We start from the raw sequence: 16,979 nt of genomic DNA, 5'->3' as shown, positions 1-16,979 counted from the left end.
ACGTCCTGAAGCGCCGGAGAAGCGCCATGAAAGATGAATATCGACGTCGACTCACGCAGCTATTGGGCGACAGCGTAAGTTTCGATCAACAGATCTGTGCGGCCTACGACCACGATCTGGGTGAAATGCCGGGCGTGCTCATGGCCCAGATAAAGGCCTGTCCTACCGCCGTTGTGGTCCCCAAAACCACGCAGGATGTCGTAAAAGCCCTGACCTTCGCCGGCGAGACCGGGACCCCGGTCACCCCGAGGGGGCAGGCGAGCTCCGGTTTCGGCGGGGCCATCCCGACCCGCGGCGGTCTTTTGCTCGACCTCTCCTCCCTAAACCGCGTGCTCGCGGTGGACCAGGAGGCGATGACCGTGGACGTGGAGCCGGGTGTGGTTTGGCAGGGGCTCTCCAAAGAGCTGCAGCGATGCGGCCTCGACAACCGGATCTGTCCGACCAGCGCCCCTTCCGCGACCGTCGGCGGATGGTTCGCCATGGGGGGAGTCGGCATAGGCAGCCTGCGTTATGGAAGTGTAGCTGACGTGGTGGAGGAGATAGATGTCGTCGGGCTGGACGGACGCACGGTCACCTGCAGGGGGGACAGGATGCAACCCTACTACCAGACCTGCGGCAGCTTGGGGATCATCACGAGGCTCCGGCTCAAATGCCGTAAAGCCGAGGCGCTGCGTCCATATGCCATCGAGTTTCCGGATGCGTTCTCGCTCCAGGCCTTCATGCAGGAGGCCATCCGCTCCTTTGATATCGACACTGCAATCCTGCATTCGGATGGATACGTGGCGATGCGCAAGGCCGCTGGCGGGCACCACAGCCTTGCGAAAGGGCATTTCCTGGCCATCCTGGCGATCCCCGAGTCGCAGGCGGACGACGCCAAACTGGCCCTGCTGACCAAGATGCACAAAGGCGAGCAGTTCTCGGAGCAGGTAGCCCGCGAGGAATGGGGAGACCGATTCTACCCCATGCGCATCAAAAAGGTCGGGCCGACGGTGCTGGTCGGCGAATTCTATCTTCCCGTCGACAACTTCGCCGCCGCCTGGGAGGAGATCGCCGGGGACCTCAGCCGTGACTGCATCGGCATGGAAGCGCTGGCTATCTCCAAGAGCGAGCTGACGGTTCTGGTCTACCTCCCCGAATGTTCCAAGGACCTGCTCTATCCGGTGCGGATGGCGAAGGCCGTGCGTCCCGCCGCCATCGCCCGCCGGCACGGGGGGCGCCCGTACACGGCGGGGATGTGGTTCGCCGCCGAATCGAAAGAGGTCCTCGGAAAAGCGAAATACGCCGGTTACCGGCGCCTTAAAAAAGAGCTCGACCCGGAGAACCTGTTGAACCCGGGCAAGATCGTCGCCCCCGGCATGCGTTGGCTCCCCATCCTGAACCTCGGGACGGTGGTCCATCTCGGTTCGGCGCTGGCGTCCCCCTTCGCACGTTTCTTGAGTTACCGGGGTAAGGGCCCCTCACCTAGCGGAGAACACCATGAGCACTAACCACGACAGCTCCCCCCTCACAGGACTTGGGGAGAGCGAAGAGCTGGATTACGCCGTCAGCACCTGCGCCAGGTGCGGCTATTGTAAGCAGGTTTGCACCACGCACCCCTACGGCAACGGATTCGAGGCCTTCTCCCCGCGGGCGAAGGTGCACTTTTTAAACGAGCTGCGCAACGGCCGCGCCGAGCTGACCCCGGAGTGGGTGGACCGCCTGTACCAGTGCACCACCTGCGAGCGGTGCCAGGAGGTCTGCCAGACGGACATCCCGTTGGTCGAGCTTTGGGAGGCGGCCAGGGCCGAGACGGTCAAGCGGGGGCTGGGCCCCATGCCGGTCCATCTGAAATTCAAGGAGTTCGCCGACAAAAACGGCAACGCCTACGGCGAGCCCAACGAGGAGCGCGGACGCTGGATGCTCCCCGAGCACAGGCCCGCCGAGGGGGCGGAGCTCCTGGTCTTCGGCGGCTGCACCGGTTCCTTCAAGATGCCCGCAATGCTGAGGACCGGGGTCTCGATACTCCAGCGCCAGGGGATCCCGTTCGCCTATGCCGGCCCGGGCGAGCTCTGCTGCGGCAGCCCCATTCTGCGTACCGGGCAGATCGACAGTGCCAAAAGGCTCATCGCCGGGAACCTCGACACCTTCCACCGGCTCGGCGTGAAGCAGGTGGTCACCCCCTGCGGCGGATGCTCGAAGACGCTCAAGCACGACTACCCGCGCTGGGCCAAAGAACTCGGCAAACCCTGGGAAGTGGAGGTTCTGCACTTCTCCGAGATCTACGTGCGGCTGCTCAGGGAAGGACGGCTGAAGCCGAAGAAGGCGATCAATCGCAAGATCACCTACCACGACCCCTGCCACCTGGGGCGCTCTCAAGGGATATTCGACGAACCGCGCGAAATCCTGGCGGCCATTCCCGGCGTCGAGCTTGTGGAAATGGAGAACGTGCGTGCTGATTCCCGTTGCTGCGGGGCCGGCGGCGGGGTCCGCGCCAATTACGCCGCGATGGCAAACGACATCGCAGAGAAGCGGATCAAGGAAGCGATCGCCACGGGGGCCGACACCCTCGCTACCATGTGCCCCTTCTGCCAGTCGAGCTTCGCTCCACTGCTGCAGAAGATGGGCAATCCTCTGCAGTTGGTCGGGGTGGAGGAGTTGCTGCTCCAGTCCATGGAGGAGTAACTGTGCAGGCGGGAAGCATCGGTTGCGAGGCGCTGCGCCTGTCCCGTCACAATGCTGCGGGGAGGGTAGTCGGTGTCTTCGCGCGTGCGGCCCACCTTGAGGCAGGCGGCGAGGTGGTCACCGTGGGGGATTCAAGTATTTCCCGCCACCCCTACACCATAAGCCTCGCCGGTTGCCTTCCCTCTCTTGAGCTGGGAGAGCGTTTCCGGTTCGAAGAAGCTGGCCTCATGTTCGAACGCAGGGGCTGGTTCAATCTGAGAGGCCTTGAAGAATTTTCTCCGCAAGCCGGGGTTTGTCGGCCGGCCCTGAGTATTTGCCAGCTTCACTGTCTTGCCGAGACCAGGCGTGCGCTTGGAGGATGTTACCGCCAAGGAGGGCTGGGGGAACTTCTCTTCTGTGCTCATGACCAGAGCCCGTTCGCTATGGCTGCCGAGGCGCAGGTCGCCACTTTGAAGAACGCGCTGGAGCGTGAGGCCTGGGGGGCGCTTATTGGACCGATCGGCGGACTGGCCGGCCTGGGGGTGGGGCTAACCCCATCTGGAGACGATTTCCTCTGCGGCTTTTTCGCCTCCCTCGTTTTCCGCAGGGAAAGCGGACTGTGGGGGCCTTCGAAGGAGGATATCGACAGATGGGCACAGTTGGCAGCGGCCGGAACCTCCACTTTCTCTGGCCAGATGATTCGCTGTGCGGCCCGGGGACTTGTGACCGAGGAAGTGGCCGCTTGGCTCACAGCAGTTCATCTAGGCAGGCCAGAGGGGATTTTTGATCTAACGCGCAAAATTGCCAGCTTCGGGCACACCAGCGGAACTGATCAACTTTGCGGTCTAGTTACGACCCTTGAAAGTCTTCTGCGCAGTAAGGTGGTGAACAAGAGGGATTCTTTTCAGTTTTATACACCGCCAGTGATAGGTGAAACATGCCACAGCAAGAGAGACCGGCGCACCAACTAGCCCAACTCGTGGAGGAACTACGCTCCTCCCGTGTGTTTGCCGGAAAGCGGGCCATAAGCACAATCGCTCGTCAGTTCGGGGGGCAGGTTCCATCCCATGGGATTCTCAATGGCGACGATGCTGCTGCCATCCCGGACGGTGACGGCTATCTGCTTCTGGCCGCCGAGGGGATCGCTCCGTGGCTCATCGAGTCGGATCCGTATCTTGCCGGACGTTCCGCCGTCCTTGCCAACGTGAACGACATCTACGCCATGGGGGGGCGTCCGCTGGCGATGGTCGACGTGATCTGCAATGCCTCCGAGGAGCGGACCCGCGCCATCTTCCGCGGCATGCAGGACAACGCCGACCGCCTGGGAGTGCCGCTGGTCGGCGGGCATACCTCCGATGGTGACGGAGAGGCCTCCCTCGCGCTCGCCATTTTGGGACGGGCCCGGCGACTGCTGACGAGTTTCGACGCCTGTGCAGGCGACCTGCTGGTACTGGCCTACAACCAGAAAGGGACCTTCCTGGAGCAGCACGGCTTCTGGAATTCCAGCGGGGAGCGAGGCGACTTGGAGCTGCGCGGCGACCTGGAGCTGCTGCCGCAGGTGGCGGAGCTGGGGCTTTCCCGGGCCGGTAAGGATGTCAGCATGGCGGGAGTGGCGGGGACGGCTCTGATGTTAGCTGAAAGTTCACGGCTTGGTCTCTCGATAGATCTGGAGCGTCTCGCCGCTCCGCCGGCGGTTCCGGTCGAGAAGTGGCTTCTGGCGTTCTTCTCTTACGGGTTTCTCCTCGCCGTCCCCCCACAAAATCTCGCCGAGGTGCAGGACCTCTTCGCCTCCCGGGGGCTCCGGGCCGATCAGATCGGCCGGTTCCGTGGGGGCTCGCAACTGGGGCTGGCCATGGGGGGAGTCGAGCGGACCCTGTGGGACTGGTCCGAGGAAGAATTCACAGGATTCGGTAAATGACCAAAACAAACAGCAAACAATGGGGCGACAAAAGCCGCTTTTACATCCCCAACGAGGATGCCAGGACGGTGAGGGCCGCGCTGAACCTTTTGGATGCCTCACCACGCAGGCCCGTTTTCGTAGGTGGCTCCGGTATGGTCCTGCTCGATGCCCTGTCCGAGCTTCCCCGTCTTGAGGAGATCGCCTTCGTGGACATCTCCGAATTTCAAGTCGCCTATTTCAAGTCGCTTTTGCTGGCGCTCAAGGGGTGTTCCACTCCGAGCGCCCTTACCGGATGGTTTTCCGAAATTATCTACCCGCAACTGCACTACCACTTTTCGAAAGGGCGCGGACATGAGTATCCCCTGGAGGGTGTACTCCAGGCGCTCAAGGAGCTGTTTCATATCCGGTTCTTTTTTGAGGAGGAGCCTCTAGACGGAATCAAGCCGCTTTTAGGGCGGATCCGGGTGCACGAGCAGGACATAGCTGCCTTCCTGACCGAGCCGGCACGCGACTACGACTTCGCCTACCTGAGCAATGTTCCGGATTATCTCCCGCAGGAGCGGCTTCCAGACCTCTTCGCCGCCTGCAGGCTACGCGGAGCGCCGGTCTACCTGCTTTTGACGGAAGCCTGTCCCGATGCGGGAAAGGTCCGCGCAGCCTGGGAGAGGGTGGGGTACCGTGAGCACCCTGCCACTGGCGACCTGACCGAGCAGAACAGCGGCTTAGGCGCCTTCAACCTGAAGCGTGTCTGGAACCGAAGGGGTCGCGTAGTGCTTTTGATGCCGTGCTGATTTAACGTCGACTAGAGAGCCGACAGAGGAGTTTAAAGGATGAAGATCTTGAATGCTGTTGGTATGAAGAAGGCGGCCGTCCTGGTTTGTGCAGTGTTTATCCTTGCGGCGATGGCCTGCTGGAGCGCCGGTAATGCCGCGGAGAAACCTGTTCGGGTCGCTTACCTGCAAAACGACATTCACCACCTGCCGTTTTGGGTCGCCCGCGACATGGGCTTTCTGGCACGCCAGGGGGCAAACGTCGAGGTAGCGGGGGTGTTTCGCTCCGGCCCGGATATCATGTCGGCCTTCGCCGCCGGGGCCTTGGACATGGCGTACGTAGGGGTCGCACCGGCAACCGCAGCCGTTGCCAACGGCACGGCCGACGTGGTGGTGCTATCACAATCTAACGCCGAGGGGTCGGCCTTGGTGGTCGCCTCGAACGGCAGGCATCTGGTGAAGACGGTCAAGGATCTGGAAGGGAAGAGTGTTGCCATCCCCGGCCTGTCCACGGTGCAGGATTTCCTCCTCAAGGAGTCGCTCACCAAGCAGGGGGTGCGGCTTGACCGGGTTAAGTTTTTGGTGGTCAAGCCCCCTGAAATGATCAGCGCTCTGCGCAACGGCGATGTCGACGCATTCATAGCATGGGAGCCGTATCCCGCCAAGGCGTCCCAGATGGGGGTAGGGCGCACCCTCGTCTCATCGGGCGAGATGTGGCCCGGCCATCCCTGCTGTGTAGTGGTCGCCGATGCTAAATTCCTCGCTTCCCACCCCGATCAGGTCAACGCAGTATTGCGGGCCCACCGACAGGCTGTCGAGTGGATTGGTAAGAACAGGGATAAGGCTGTCGACATCGCGGTGAAATACACGGGGATGGACGAAAAGACCATCCGGAGCGCTATGAAAACAGTCCACTATAACCCCACTCTGGATGCAGACGGGGTCCGCCGTTACGCGCGCTTTCTTACCGGCCTGGGGTACATCCGCATCAAGGACGTAGACGGTTTCATTGGCAAGTTCGTGCGGCAGGAATCAGCGGCACAGCGCGCCGGACGATGAGACCCAAGGCTCTCATATCCTCTGTCTGTTTGGTCGCCCTATGGCAGGCTTTTTGTCAGGCGGGCATCGTCTCGCCCATCAAGGCGCCAGCGCCCTCGCAGGTCTTGGAAGGAATGGTGGAGCTAGCGTTGAATGGGATGCCCCCGGGAAGCAAACTCCTGCCGCACATTTACTACAGCCTGGCTCGTGTAGGGTGGGGGTTTTCGCTGGCGGTGGCCATCGGGGTGCCGCTGGGGCTTACGATGGGATGGTCGCGCCGGGTGCGGAGCTGCCTAGAAGCGCCACTGGAACTGCTGCGGCCGGTGCCACCGATGGCCTGGATCCCGATATCCATCCTTTGGTTCGGCATTGGCAACAAGGCTGCCGCGTTCATCATCTTTCTCGGCGCTTTCTTTCCGGTTCTTCTAAATACCATGGCGGGTGTGAAGTCCATCGACCCCGTAATTCTGGATGCTGCAAGAACCCTCAATGCTGCAAGGCGGACCGTCTTTTTCAAAATCCTCATTCCGGCCACAGTCCCCTCAATATTCACTGGAGTGAGGATTGGACTTGGCATTGGCTGGATGACCTTGGTCGCTGCTGAGTTCACAGGGGTCCGGGAAGGGTACGGGCTTGGCTATATGATCATGACTGCCCGGGACATTCAGCGGCCGGACCTGATCGTAGCTGGGATGTGCGTGATTGGCTTCGTCGGCATCATACTGGACAAGGGACTGCGTGTCGTCCGGGATCGATGTGCCGCCTGGCAGTGAGTAGGAGTTGGCATGGCAGTGAACGTTGAAATACGTGGTCTGTCAAAGACCTTCGCGGGAAGCGACAACCGGAGCGACTACCGGGCCTTGGATTGCCTGGACCTGCAGGTCAGGCGGGGAGAATTCGTTTCCTTGCTAGGCCCAAGCGGCAGCGGCAAGAGCACGCTGCTCAGGATCCTCGCCGGGCTGGACCAAGACTACCAAGGGGAAATTCTTCTAGATGGTGCCTCCGTAACCGGCCGGGACCCCCGGGTTGGGATGGTATTCCAGGAGTTCGCCCTGTTCCCTTGGCGGACCACGCTGGAGAATATCGAGGCCGGGCTTGAATTCGCCGGAGTCCCTAAAAAGGAGCGGCGTCGAGCGGCCATGGAGTACATCGCTGCGTTCGGACTTTCCGGCTTCGAGTCCTGTCTGCCGAAAGAACTGTCGGGGGGGATGAAACAACGGGTCGCCATCGCCAGAACTCTGATCAACAACCCGCAATTGGTCCTTATGGACGAACCCTTCGGCGCCTTGGACTGCCAGATGCGCAACGCACTGCACGCCTTCCTTATCAAACTGTGGCTGGTCCGGCGCGACACGATCCTTTTTGTCACTCATAACGTGGATGAGGCAGTCTTTCTCAGCGACCGAATAGTAGTTTTCTCACCCAGCCCAGCCCGGGTCCTTCGGACATTTGACATCGATATGCCGCATCCACGTGACAGGACAAGTTTTGAGTTTAACCAGATGCGGCGCACCATTTTGGAACTGCTGGCATCGTCGTCCGACCCCCTATCCGAAAAGCCGGGCCGGCATGTCACCAATACGCAACAGGCACGCCATGAGGCAGCCTGAAGTGCATTTGCTGCAGCAGGGGAGCCTGCTGCGGCGGGAAGATGGAAACATTCTGGATGCCCATTCGTCCATATGTCTTATTCGCTCCGGCCAAGGGTTAATAGTAGTTGATACCGGGGCACCTGAAGATGCTTTGGCGGTGACAGAGGCTCTGTGGCGGTTGCACCTGGCGCCTGTGGATATAGACATCGTGGTGAATACTCATGGACATTGGGACCACGTTGGATGCAACCACCTTTTTCCGAGAGCCGTTTTTATGGCCCACCTTCTGGAGCCGGAGATCGGCTCACGAATTCCGGTATCGGCGGGGAGTTGTTTGGTTCGATCAGCCTTCACGATAGGACCAGGTATCGAACTGCATCCCACCCCAGGGCACAGCTGTGGGTCCCTGAGTGTGGTCGTGAAGGATGCCATTTCTTCATTTGGAGGAAGCGGGGCTGATGTCGTAATTGCTGGGGACGCACTTCCGTTGGCAGCCAACTACGAAAAACGTGTCCCTCCCTCCATTCACTGGGATCGTGACCACTGCGTTGAGTCGATTAACCAAATAGTAGCAATGGCTGAATGGGTGGTGCCTGGGCATGATGCACCATTCAGGGTAAGGAGAACAGGATATGGCGAGAAGAAGAGCGATGAGGGAAAGTGACCGGGAGCCGTCCCGCAAGCACGTCATCTCATTCAGGGTGAGCGATGTTGAGTTGGAGAACTTCCACGATATTTCAAGTAAAGGTGGGCCAGGCATTTCTGACGTGCTGAGGGAGGCTTTCGGCAAGCTCGTCCACCGGTACACGCAGACTGACGTTGTGCAAGGTTGAATGGAGAACAGCATGAACGAGATAAACAGCCAATTACAAGAGTTGGAACTAAAGGCCGGGCTTCTCAAGATTCCGGATCTGTCGCTACTTTCTACGGCTGAGGGGCATGCGCTTGCCGCGAGGGTAATGAATCTGTCGGGGCGGCTGAACCAGTTGTCCTATCAGATCCTGTTTGCGACGGAGAGACAGCAGGCTGCGGTTAACGGGGCTGCCGCAGTTGCTCAGTCTTAGGCTGAGGGTGTGCAGAGATGACAAAAGAAATGATCGGAAGTGACTGGCATGAATCAACATAAGACAAGAAACCAGCCAGGGTGGGAGGACGCGCCTGTCCCCGTCTGTATGGGGGGCGATGCCCGTGCGTTGGCCTTTTGCTGCAAAGAGGTTCACGCAATGCCACCTGGCTTTAAATGCACCAGAGATGAGATGCTGGCCGAGATCGGGATGCCCGCCGGGGACTTTGTGCGGTTGAAGGAGGAATTCTCTGCGGAGAATCTTCCGGACTGGAGCGCCAGTGAAGTCTGCTACGGGTCCCTTGCTTACTGCTGCATGCGCAGCAATGGCTGCCCAGGCCGCGATGAGGCCCTGCGCAGGGTCTATCCGGGCATGCAGTGGGAAGATGTGCTCAGAGAATATTTTTCCCGAAAAAAGCGGCTGGCCGAAGCCATCTTGACGGCAGCCAAGGGTGACAAAAGTGAATAGGACGAATGGATTGGGCGGTGCACTGGGGGAGGGAAGCGTGGTCACGAACAGAAATGAGCTGTTGGACGCGGCGGGCATAGACAGAATTCTCACCAGGATCGCCCATGAAATTTTTGAGCGCAACAAGGGGGGCGACAAGCTGGTATTGGTCGGCATATCAAACGGCGGCGACTACATGGCTGTATTGCTGCAGCACAAGCTTCAGGACATAACCAGTTGCAAGGTGCCAATAGGAACGGTCGACATCGCCATGCACCGAGATGACATTGCAAGTCGTCGTAAGGTAGTAGTGGGGAAGACCGAGATGAACTTTTCGGTCAACGACTGCCAGGTGATTCTGATCGATGACGTACTTTTCACCGGGCGCACCGTTCGGGCTGCGATTGACGCAATTTTCGAGTTGGGGCGCCCGCGTAACATACAGGTCGCAGTCCTAATCGACCGTGGCCATCGCGAGCTTCCGATACGCCCGGATTATGTGGGGCGCAGTCTCCCGACGTCTCGGGCTGAGGATATTGAGGTGAAGTACGGAGATGATCGCGTACCCCAGACCGTCGCCTTGGTCCGCATGGCAGAGTTATCGGAGGCTTGTGCATGAAACGTATCTGTGTCTTTTGCGGATCCAGTCCCGGTATGCGACCGGCCTATGTGGATGCCGCGCGGGAACTTGGCCGCTCACTGGTACATGCCGACATGGAACTCGTGTACGGCGGGGGGGGCGTAGGACTCATGGGGGCTCTGGCGCAATCCGTCTTGGATGCAGGCGGCAGGGTGACTGGCGTCATTCCACGGTTGCTCGTTGAGAAGGAGCTGGCCCACAAGCACCTGAGCGAGCTTCACATCGTAGAGTCGATGCACCAGCGCAAGGCACTGATGGCGCAACTCGCAGACGGCTTCATCGCCTTGCCCGGCGGCATTGGCACTCTCGAGGAACTCGTCGAGATCCTCACTTGGTCTCAGCTCGGCATTCACCATAAGGCTTGCGGGCTGCTGAACATTGAAGGGTACTACGACCGGTTCCTAGGGTTCTTCAGCCATATGATCGAAGAACAGTTTGCGCCGCCAGCTACGATCGAAACCCTCGCGGTTTCAGCTGAACCCGCGGAATTACTTCAGGCTATGTCACGTTTCCAGCAGCCTCATCTCGACAAGGTTGGATGGGCACTCGGATTTGCCGACACTTGAGGTCACAGGGGAAGGGTTTGAATGGAACAAAGAAGTAGCGAAAAGCCTCGGCAGAACGAGGTGATCGGTCGAATACGCGGAGGGGCCAAGGGGTGGAGGGAGATAGCCGCAGAACTCTGTTCGGTTGAGGACCAAGGCTTATGGAAAAGTGAGGCTAATTCCTTCGATGCTTGGGTATCTGAACTTGCGGCTGCCACGAATATGCAGGTGAGTGCCATGCTCAGGTATCTTGCCGGCGAAAGGTCCATTAGGCATCTTGCCGGAGCCTACCCGGACATATGCAACAAGGAGTCTGTTCGCCAGATATGCAGGGACATCACCTTGGAAAACATCGAAGGACTGATGGAACTTGAGACCCTGGTACCACGTAATAGATTTTGTGAAGTTCTCTCTGAAGTCGTCGGAGGTACCCTACTTTACAAGTCCCTCAAAGCGATCATCGAGTCGTGCCGCCCCATCGACAAAGGCAACCTTTCACTGACGCTAAGCGTTCTAAAAGGAAGCGCGATAGTAGGCCCGAAAGACTACCCTTGAGCATCGCCTGATTGCATATCTCATGTGCTAGGATCGCAGCCATCTCTCCAACAAATTTCTCTGCATGGCGAAGTTGTTCCTGGATCGCCATCATCCGCTCTGACTGCTGCTGAAACTTGCCAAGACTCCTTCCGTCCTCGCGCCGTTTTTTCGAGTTCGACATCCCACCCACGCTCTCGCTGAAATTTGTAGAACCTGACTGGGGGCTGAGAAATGCGGAATATTGCGATATGTGAAGAATATTCTCTTGCAAGAAGGGAGTGGGCCTGCAGAGGGGGAGGGTGGCTCATATTGAATATCAGTGGTTTATCTAGCGCGAATCAGGCTGGCATAGAAGCTGCCAAAGGTATTTCTAGTTGAGTTAAAGGAATAGGTTGGTGGAAAGACCATTCGACCGTACGGAGGAGCAGATATGACAGATCATACAACCCCACATTCCGGTAATGACGAACGGGAGCGACTGCTGCGGATACTGGCATTCGCAACCTTCATAATATTTTTTCAAGCCTTTATGGTCGCACCGATTATACCCGAATTGGCCCGTACTTTTGGTGCATCGGTTCAAGGTGTCGGCGCTGTCATCCCCGCTTACCTTATCCCTTACGGTATTGCGACACTCATGTACGGACTCCTTGCTGACAGGGTAGGAGTTCATCGCATCATCCCGGCGTCGCTAGCTGCGTTTGCGGTCTTAACTGCATTAACGGCGACAGCAACCTCCGTTGGGCAGATGCTGCTGTGGCGACTCCTTACCGGAGTAGGGGCCAGCGGTGTGGTGCCGCTTGCTCTTGTGGTCGTTGCCAGGATGTTCCCTTCCGAGGAACGGGGGCGACCGCTCGGTTGGCTCTTTGGTGCCATGGCTGGAGGGATGGCCTTCGGATCGACATTGGGGGCGGTTATGGTGCCAGTTATCGGTTGGCGAGGCATTTTCCTGGTGATTGGAGGCGTAGGGCTACTTATCCTGCTGCTGTTCCTGCCGCATCGGCCGTTTCTGGCTGCGTCCTTTAATCCGGTGGCCGGCTCACTCCGAGATCTACTGCGGGGGTATAAGAGCCTGTTGAGCACACCCCGCGGACGATGCACTTATGGCTATGTATTCTTGAACTCAATTTTCCACTCTGGTCTGTTCACCTGGCTGGGCGTGTATTTAGAGAGGAGGTATGGACTCGGGCCCGTTGGTATTGGTGTCGCCCTCTTGGGGTATGGGGTTCCCGGGTTCCTGTTGGGACCGGTGATCGGTCGTGCGGCAGATAAATGGGGGCGCGGTCGGTTGCTGCCGATCGGGCTGGGCCTTGGCGGTATCGCCGCTGTGTTGATGCTCGCGGATCTGCCGCTCGTGGCCGCCGCCCTGGTCGCCACCATACTTTCACTCGGTTACGATATGACCCAGCCGATGCTAGCCGGGGTTGTCACGTTCCTGGGAAGAGAAAGGCCGGGGCAAGCGATGGGGTTGAACGTCTTCACTCTATTCATCGGATTCGGGCTTGGCAGTCTCATATTCGGTGAGATCCTTCGCTTCGGGTTCCCCGCAGCTTTAAGCGTCTTTGCCGTACTGGAGTTGGCTGCAGCTGCATGCTCTGTCCTGTTATTCCGTTCAGAGATCCCTCGTCGGGAGGCACGCGCTGTTGGTGTTGCTGAAGCAGAGCAGTCTTAATCTCAGGTTACATCGTGGTTTATTGTGAAGACAAAAGGGAGGTTCGTTGATGTCGAATAATTACATTCAGACTTTATTTGCAGAGCGAATCGGGGGGAGTCGCTTTGGGAAGGAAACTGTCCTATACAAGTTTGAAAAGATCAAGCGAGCGAAGCGGCAGGCCATGGGAAATAACCCTGGCATTGAATTGATCGACCTCGGAGTAGGAGAGCCTGACTGGGGTGCTGATGAGGCAGTCGTTGACGTGCTCAGGATTGAAGCCGGGAAACCTGAGAACCGTGGCTACACCGACAATGGCATCGAAGTCTTCAAGGAGGCTGCCGCCAAATATCTGGAAAAGGTTTACGATGTGCGTGACATCGATCCGAGCTGTGAGGTCACCCACGGCATCGGATCGAAACCGATTCTGGCCCTCTTACCCCTGGCCTTCATCAACCCTGGTGACATCGCAATCCTGACGGTGCCTGGCTATCCCGTCCTAGGGACCATGACGGAGGCCTTGATGGGCAACGTTGTCAAGCTGCCGCTCCTGGAGGAGAACGGATTCCTTCCCGATTTGGACTCCCTGAGTGCGGAACAGCGTCGCCGCGCAAAACTCCTCTACCTGAACTATCCTAACAATCCCACCGGGGCGACGGCTACCAAGGCATTCTATGAGAAGGTAGTAGACTTCGCCCACCAAAACCAGATCATCGTGGTGGCAGACGCTGCATATGCCGGCCTGACCTTCGATGGCGAACCTCCTCTTAGCATCCTGTCGATTAACGGTGCCAAGGAGGTAGCCGTCGAGATCCATTCGCACTCCAAGTCCTTCAATATGACTGGATGGCGCCTCGCCTTCCTTGCCGGTAACGAGTTGGTTGTCAAAGGCTTTGCGGCAGTGAAAGACAATAATGACTCCGGTCAGTTTGCCGCCATCCAGAAGGCTGGCGTCTATTGTCTGGAACATCCAGAAATCTCAGCACGGACGGCCGCGAAATATTCACGTCGTCACGAACTGTTGGTGGCCGCCCTTCGGCGTGTCGGTTTTTCCGTACGGAAACCGAAGGCATCCTTTTATCTTTACGCCAAGATTCCAAAAGGGACCGCAGCGGGAGTCGTGTTTAGCTCGGCGGAAGTTTTTTCCGAATTTCTCACCACCAGGAGCCTCATTTCCACAGTTCCCTGGGATGATGTGGGCCATTACATACGCTTCTCCGTCACTTTCGTCGCCGGAGATGAAGCAGAGGAACGGCGTATAGTGGGTGAGATCGAAAGGCGTTTGCAGGAGCTCGAACTCGTGTTCTAGAGGTAGCGGGCGGGCGGAAATCTGTTTAACGGGAGACATTCCTCGTGCCACGCTCCATCGGAAGGACAAATTCCTACCTATTCGCGAAGCCTGTCTGCCTTGCAATCCGTTGGCGCGGCCAGCTGAGGGTCCACAGAAATTGAGCGGCGGGGGGGCTTCCCCCGCCGCAATTCGATTTAAGCCTTTAGCTGTCTCAGTGCTGCGAGCCTTCCGGTTGAAGAATCTTCCGCTCTCGCTATGGTAACGCCAGTTATCGAGAAACTTTACAAAGTCACCCCAGTTCATGGAAGTGAGCTTTTTGCCATTCAAACGAATTATGCTGGCAGTATGAGATCAGCGAATTCCTTATCAATTACACTTTCCAGTCCCTTCTCCTCTGCAAACCTCAGAGCCTCTTCTCTCGACATGGGGCACAGAGAGTACAGCTCATGTTTATCGTCGACATACGTTCTGAAAAAGCAACCGCTCCGGGTCCTATATAGCGCTTCAACTAGGAATGGATTCAACTCACCCTGCCGTGCGCCTAATTGGTTTGCAGTTTCCGTGTCATAGCGCCTGCCATCAATAGTACGTCGCATTTTTTACTCCTTTGAAATGTTGTTCGGTTTTTTTTGTTAAAAGCTAGAAGTGTGCCAATGTGCTAAATGCCAGTTTTTACGGATTTATATGTTGCTGTGGTGGCGCGCTCAAGGTGGTGGAGAGGGCGGTGTGGCCAATAACCACAAGCCTCTTGGTTTATGGGAAATATCCGTAGTCCCGACGATGGATTTAGGATTAGAAGGAAGGGCTGGACTCCAATTTTTCTCTCGCAAGATAGCATTATCAAATCAGAATTTCAGATTCTAGTTGAAATGCCTATTGAAGGCCCTAGGGGGGCCTCGGATATGTACAAGCGCAACAGACTTTTTGACGCCAAAAGAATGGCGCCAATTTTTCAGAAGATTTTGAGTGATTGCGACGGGCAGGTTCTGGGGTAGGAGTGGGGATTCAAGGACCGTTATATCGAGCTTTGACGGCCAAGGGGGGATGAGTCGAGGGATATCGGCGCTTACTAACGGGACTGGGACGTGATGTGGTCGTTCTAACGGGGTTTTTTGCTTAAAAACGACAACGTCACAGTAGTTGTTGTTTTTTAGTTTATAAAAACGTTTAGTATATAAATAGGCGAAGGCTATTGTGACAAATTTTCACCCCCTATTGTGACAAATTTTCAAGCTCGCGAAAATGAAGTTTCTGCTCCAAAATTGAAATTATGTGTTGTAAGACAATGCCTTCTGGAGTTATCCACAGCAGTTCCTATTGTGACAAATTTTCAGGCTATTGTGACAAATTTTCAAGGAAGGCTGTGGAAAACTCAAACTTCTAGAAGGAGGCAGGCGAGGTACGAGGCGGCGACACAGGGAGGAGATGGGATGGTTCACAAGCATGCCCCAGCAGTTCATTGCCCCGTTTTCCTCACTATGTAATAACCTAAGGGTTCTGGAGGAGCATCGCTTTTTCATGGCAAGCAAATGGCGCCAAAAAAGTCAGAGTGCCACTGCATGAATTCCAGTTGCTCATCGCTATGACTACAAACTGCGGTGCTCACAACATTCTGTAAACTGGAATGTTTTCTGCGATGTGGGTTGACCGGTGTGTCTCGGCATGATAGTTTGCCAATGCTGGAGGAAGAGGGCAGGTCAGCAACCGGGAGAGAGGGGACGCCGCAAAAATACCTTCCGATGTTATTCAGTTCGAGCGACAAGGGTGCAGCGTGTATTCACGGGAGATAGCAATATGCTAACCAGACTAAGGGTATCCGGCTTCAAACTTAATCGACGTGGATGTTAAGTTCGGGCCATTTACATGCATTGCTGGCGTGAATGGCGCCGGCAAATCGAACCTATTCGACGTGATGATGTTTTTGAGCGCACTATCAGAAAAACCGCCTGGATGCCGCGAAATCATTGCGTGATGAAGAAGGGCGTACTTCCGATATTCGATCTCTTTCCCATCGTGTAGGCAATGGGTTCGGTAGTAAGATGACATTTGAGACAGAAATGATTGTCCCTCTTCGCGTTCTTGATGATCCGGGGCAGGAGGCGACGGCCAGCATCACCTCGCTGCGGTACTCGCTGGCGTTGGGTTATCGAACCGACAACAATCACAAAACTGGTGGGCTGGAACTGCTGCGAGAGGAACTAACTCACGCAAAGGGCGAACCGGTGAAACACTTGCTCTTCCCTCACACGGCATTAACTTGGCGAAACAGCGCAGCAAGGAAGAAGAAGCGGCGGTGACTTCATTTCCACTAAGGGAGAGGGGAAGATCGAGTCATAAAACTACATCAGGGCGGCGGAGCGGGAATGCTGCGATCTATTCTGGCTGCTGCTTTACCGAGGACAGTTCTGTCCACGGCGAATGCAGCTGAGAACCCGACGGCTCTTATGGCGAAGAGGGAAATGCAATCGTGGCGTTTGCTGCAGCTTGAACCGGCTTCATTGCGGAAGCCGGAGGAGTTTTTTCCGCACCGACGAAACTGGGGGGGCGATGAATCCCATATTGCTGCAACGCTTTACCATCTTTCCAAGAGCCTCATACGCAAGGTGATATCGAAGACGATTCAGCTGCCGCGATCTATGCGAAGGTTGCCAATAGGCTGGCAGACCTTATTGATGACGTGAAAGAGATCTCAGTGGACTACGATGAAAAGCGGGAATGAATCGCCAATGGTTTCCTGGACACTCCTGAGTTATAAAAGTTGACTTCAGGGGGAGCATGAGTGACAAGAGTCAAACGAAGGTGGAGCATTCTTTAGCTTTTAAGTCTGTTACCTTCATCATGATTGCCTATTAGCACTCTGAATA

At 57.0% G+C, this 16,979-nt stretch carries 18 protein-coding genes; all 18 read left to right on the top strand.

The window, feature by feature from the left end:
• The first annotated feature begins 26 nt into the window (after positions 1 to 26).
• The 18 genes from KP001_RS09085 (at position 27) to KP001_RS09000 (ending at position 16,412) form a co-directional block, all read left to right on the top strand.
• Positions 27 to 1,487 (top strand): FAD-binding oxidoreductase, encoded by a 1,461-nt coding sequence (locus tag KP001_RS09085; RefSeq protein WP_217289200.1) that lies wholly within the window; start codon positions 27 to 29, stop codon positions 1,485 to 1,487.
• Positions 1,477 to 2,661, top strand: coding sequence for a (Fe-S)-binding protein (locus KP001_RS09080; RefSeq protein ID WP_217289199.1), 1,185 nt, complete (start codon positions 1,477 to 1,479; stop codon positions 2,659 to 2,661). The genes KP001_RS09085 and KP001_RS09080 overlap by 11 nt, the downstream gene beginning before the upstream one ends.
• 2 nt (positions 2,662 to 2,663) lie before the next feature.
• On the top strand, positions 2,664 to 3,611 hold the full coding sequence (locus KP001_RS09075) for an oxamate carbamoyltransferase subunit AllH family protein (RefSeq protein ID WP_217289198.1): 948 nt from the start codon (positions 2,664 to 2,666) through the stop codon (positions 3,609 to 3,611).
• The gene (locus KP001_RS09070; RefSeq protein WP_217289197.1) at positions 3,578 to 4,558 is read left to right on the top strand and encodes a sll0787 family AIR synthase-like protein; all 981 of its coding nucleotides are present in this window, start codon (positions 3,578 to 3,580) and stop codon (positions 4,556 to 4,558) included. Before KP001_RS09075 ends, KP001_RS09070 begins: the two co-directional genes overlap by 34 nt.
• Positions 4,555 to 5,331, top strand: coding sequence for a class I SAM-dependent methyltransferase (locus KP001_RS09065; RefSeq protein ID WP_217289196.1), 777 nt, complete (start codon positions 4,555 to 4,557; stop codon positions 5,329 to 5,331). Before KP001_RS09070 ends, KP001_RS09065 begins: the two co-directional genes overlap by 4 nt.
• A 39-nt stretch (positions 5,332 to 5,370) precedes the next feature.
• On the top strand, positions 5,371 to 6,369 hold the full coding sequence (locus KP001_RS09060) for an ABC transporter substrate-binding protein (RefSeq protein ID WP_217289195.1): 999 nt from the start codon (positions 5,371 to 5,373) through the stop codon (positions 6,367 to 6,369).
• Positions 6,366 to 7,121, top strand: coding sequence for an ABC transporter permease (locus KP001_RS09055; RefSeq protein ID WP_367620603.1), 756 nt, complete (start codon positions 6,366 to 6,368; stop codon positions 7,119 to 7,121). Before KP001_RS09060 ends, KP001_RS09055 begins: the two co-directional genes overlap by 4 nt.
• A 12-nt stretch (positions 7,122 to 7,133) precedes the next feature.
• Entirely contained in the window at positions 7,134 to 7,958 is an 825-nt protein-coding gene (locus KP001_RS09050) for an ABC transporter ATP-binding protein (RefSeq protein ID WP_217289193.1), read from the top strand.
• Entirely contained in the window at positions 7,918 to 8,604 is a 687-nt protein-coding gene (locus tag KP001_RS22390) for an MBL fold metallo-hydrolase (RefSeq protein ID WP_367620602.1), read from the top strand. The genes KP001_RS09050 and KP001_RS22390 overlap by 41 nt, the downstream gene beginning before the upstream one ends.
• Positions 8,573 to 8,773, top strand: a complete 201-nt coding sequence (locus tag KP001_RS09040; RefSeq protein WP_217289191.1) for a hypothetical protein — start codon at positions 8,573 to 8,575, stop codon at positions 8,771 to 8,773. The genes KP001_RS22390 and KP001_RS09040 overlap by 32 nt, the downstream gene beginning before the upstream one ends.
• A 12-nt stretch (positions 8,774 to 8,785) precedes the next feature.
• Positions 8,786 to 9,004 carry a hypothetical protein gene (locus KP001_RS09035; protein ID WP_217289190.1) on the top strand — a complete coding sequence of 73 codons (219 nt, stop codon included), beginning with the start codon at positions 8,786 to 8,788 and terminating at the stop codon, positions 9,002 to 9,004.
• 192 nt (positions 9,005 to 9,196) lie between these two features.
• A complete protein-coding gene (locus tag KP001_RS09030; RefSeq protein ID WP_217289189.1) occupies positions 9,197 to 9,472 on the top strand; it encodes a hypothetical protein in 276 nt (91 codons plus the stop codon).
• Positions 9,473 to 9,509: 37 nt separating this feature from the next.
• Positions 9,510 to 10,070 carry a bifunctional pyr operon transcriptional regulator/uracil phosphoribosyltransferase PyrR gene (pyrR, locus tag KP001_RS09025; RefSeq protein WP_217289188.1) on the top strand — a complete coding sequence of 187 codons (561 nt, stop codon included), beginning with the start codon at positions 9,510 to 9,512 and terminating at the stop codon, positions 10,068 to 10,070.
• On the top strand, positions 10,067 to 10,657 hold the full coding sequence (locus tag KP001_RS09020) for an LOG family protein (RefSeq protein ID WP_217289187.1): 591 nt from the start codon (positions 10,067 to 10,069) through the stop codon (positions 10,655 to 10,657). The genes pyrR and KP001_RS09020 overlap by 4 nt, the downstream gene beginning before the upstream one ends.
• A gap of 21 nt (positions 10,658 to 10,678) precedes the next feature.
• Positions 10,679 to 11,191: a hypothetical protein gene (locus KP001_RS09015; protein WP_217289186.1), complete on the top strand. Its 513-nt coding sequence runs from the start codon at positions 10,679 to 10,681 to the stop codon at positions 11,189 to 11,191.
• A gap of 412 nt (positions 11,192 to 11,603) precedes the next feature.
• Positions 11,604 to 12,845: an MFS transporter gene (locus tag KP001_RS09010; protein WP_217289185.1), complete on the top strand. Its 1,242-nt coding sequence runs from the start codon at positions 11,604 to 11,606 to the stop codon at positions 12,843 to 12,845.
• A 49-nt stretch (positions 12,846 to 12,894) separates the two neighbouring features.
• Entirely contained in the window at positions 12,895 to 14,133 is a 1,239-nt protein-coding gene (locus KP001_RS09005; protein WP_217289184.1) for an LL-diaminopimelate aminotransferase, read from the top strand.
• Positions 14,134 to 16,154: 2,021 nt separating this feature from the next.
• Positions 16,155 to 16,412: a hypothetical protein gene (locus KP001_RS09000; RefSeq protein WP_217289183.1), complete on the top strand. Its 258-nt coding sequence runs from the start codon at positions 16,155 to 16,157 to the stop codon at positions 16,410 to 16,412.
• Positions 16,413 to 16,979 lie beyond the last annotated feature (567 nt).

This window comes from Geomonas subterranea (assembly GCF_019063845.1).
Lineage (GTDB): Bacteria > Desulfobacterota > Desulfuromonadia > Geobacterales > Geobacteraceae > Geomonas > Geomonas subterranea.
This window is presented reverse-complemented; position numbering and strand designations above follow the sequence as displayed.

Excerpts from the sequence above, each read along its gene's own strand:
- KP001_RS22390 (WP_367620602.1), top strand. The coding sequence starts at position 7,918 with ATGTCACCAATACGCAACAGGCACGCCATGAGGCAGCCTGAAGTGCAT.
- KP001_RS09055 (WP_367620603.1), top strand. The coding sequence starts at position 6,366 with ATGAGACCCAAGGCTCTCATATCCTCTGTCTGTTTGGTCGCCCTATGG.
- KP001_RS09005 (WP_217289184.1), top strand. The coding sequence starts at position 12,895 with ATGTCGAATAATTACATTCAGACTTTATTTGCAGAGCGAATCGGGGGG.
- KP001_RS09030 (WP_217289189.1), top strand. The coding sequence starts at position 9,197 with ATGCTGGCCGAGATCGGGATGCCCGCCGGGGACTTTGTGCGGTTGAAG.
- KP001_RS09020 (WP_217289187.1), top strand. The coding sequence starts at position 10,067 with ATGAAACGTATCTGTGTCTTTTGCGGATCCAGTCCCGGTATGCGACCG.
- KP001_RS09070 (WP_217289197.1), top strand. The coding sequence starts at position 3,578 with ATGCCACAGCAAGAGAGACCGGCGCACCAACTAGCCCAACTCGTGGAG.
- KP001_RS09085 (WP_217289200.1), top strand. The coding sequence starts at position 27 with ATGAAAGATGAATATCGACGTCGACTCACGCAGCTATTGGGCGACAGC.
- KP001_RS09040 (WP_217289191.1), top strand. The coding sequence starts at position 8,573 with ATGGCGAGAAGAAGAGCGATGAGGGAAAGTGACCGGGAGCCGTCCCGC.
- KP001_RS09060 (WP_217289195.1), top strand. The coding sequence starts at position 5,371 with ATGAAGATCTTGAATGCTGTTGGTATGAAGAAGGCGGCCGTCCTGGTT.
- KP001_RS09000 (WP_217289183.1), top strand. The coding sequence starts at position 16,155 with ATGACATTTGAGACAGAAATGATTGTCCCTCTTCGCGTTCTTGATGAT.
- KP001_RS09010 (WP_217289185.1), top strand. The coding sequence starts at position 11,604 with ATGACAGATCATACAACCCCACATTCCGGTAATGACGAACGGGAGCGA.
- KP001_RS09080 (WP_217289199.1), top strand. The coding sequence starts at position 1,477 with ATGAGCACTAACCACGACAGCTCCCCCCTCACAGGACTTGGGGAGAGC.
- KP001_RS09035 (WP_217289190.1), top strand. The coding sequence starts at position 8,786 with ATGAACGAGATAAACAGCCAATTACAAGAGTTGGAACTAAAGGCCGGG.
- KP001_RS09015 (WP_217289186.1), top strand. The coding sequence starts at position 10,679 with ATGGAACAAAGAAGTAGCGAAAAGCCTCGGCAGAACGAGGTGATCGGT.
- KP001_RS09050 (WP_217289193.1), top strand. The coding sequence starts at position 7,134 with ATGGCAGTGAACGTTGAAATACGTGGTCTGTCAAAGACCTTCGCGGGA.
- KP001_RS09065 (WP_217289196.1), top strand. The coding sequence starts at position 4,555 with ATGACCAAAACAAACAGCAAACAATGGGGCGACAAAAGCCGCTTTTAC.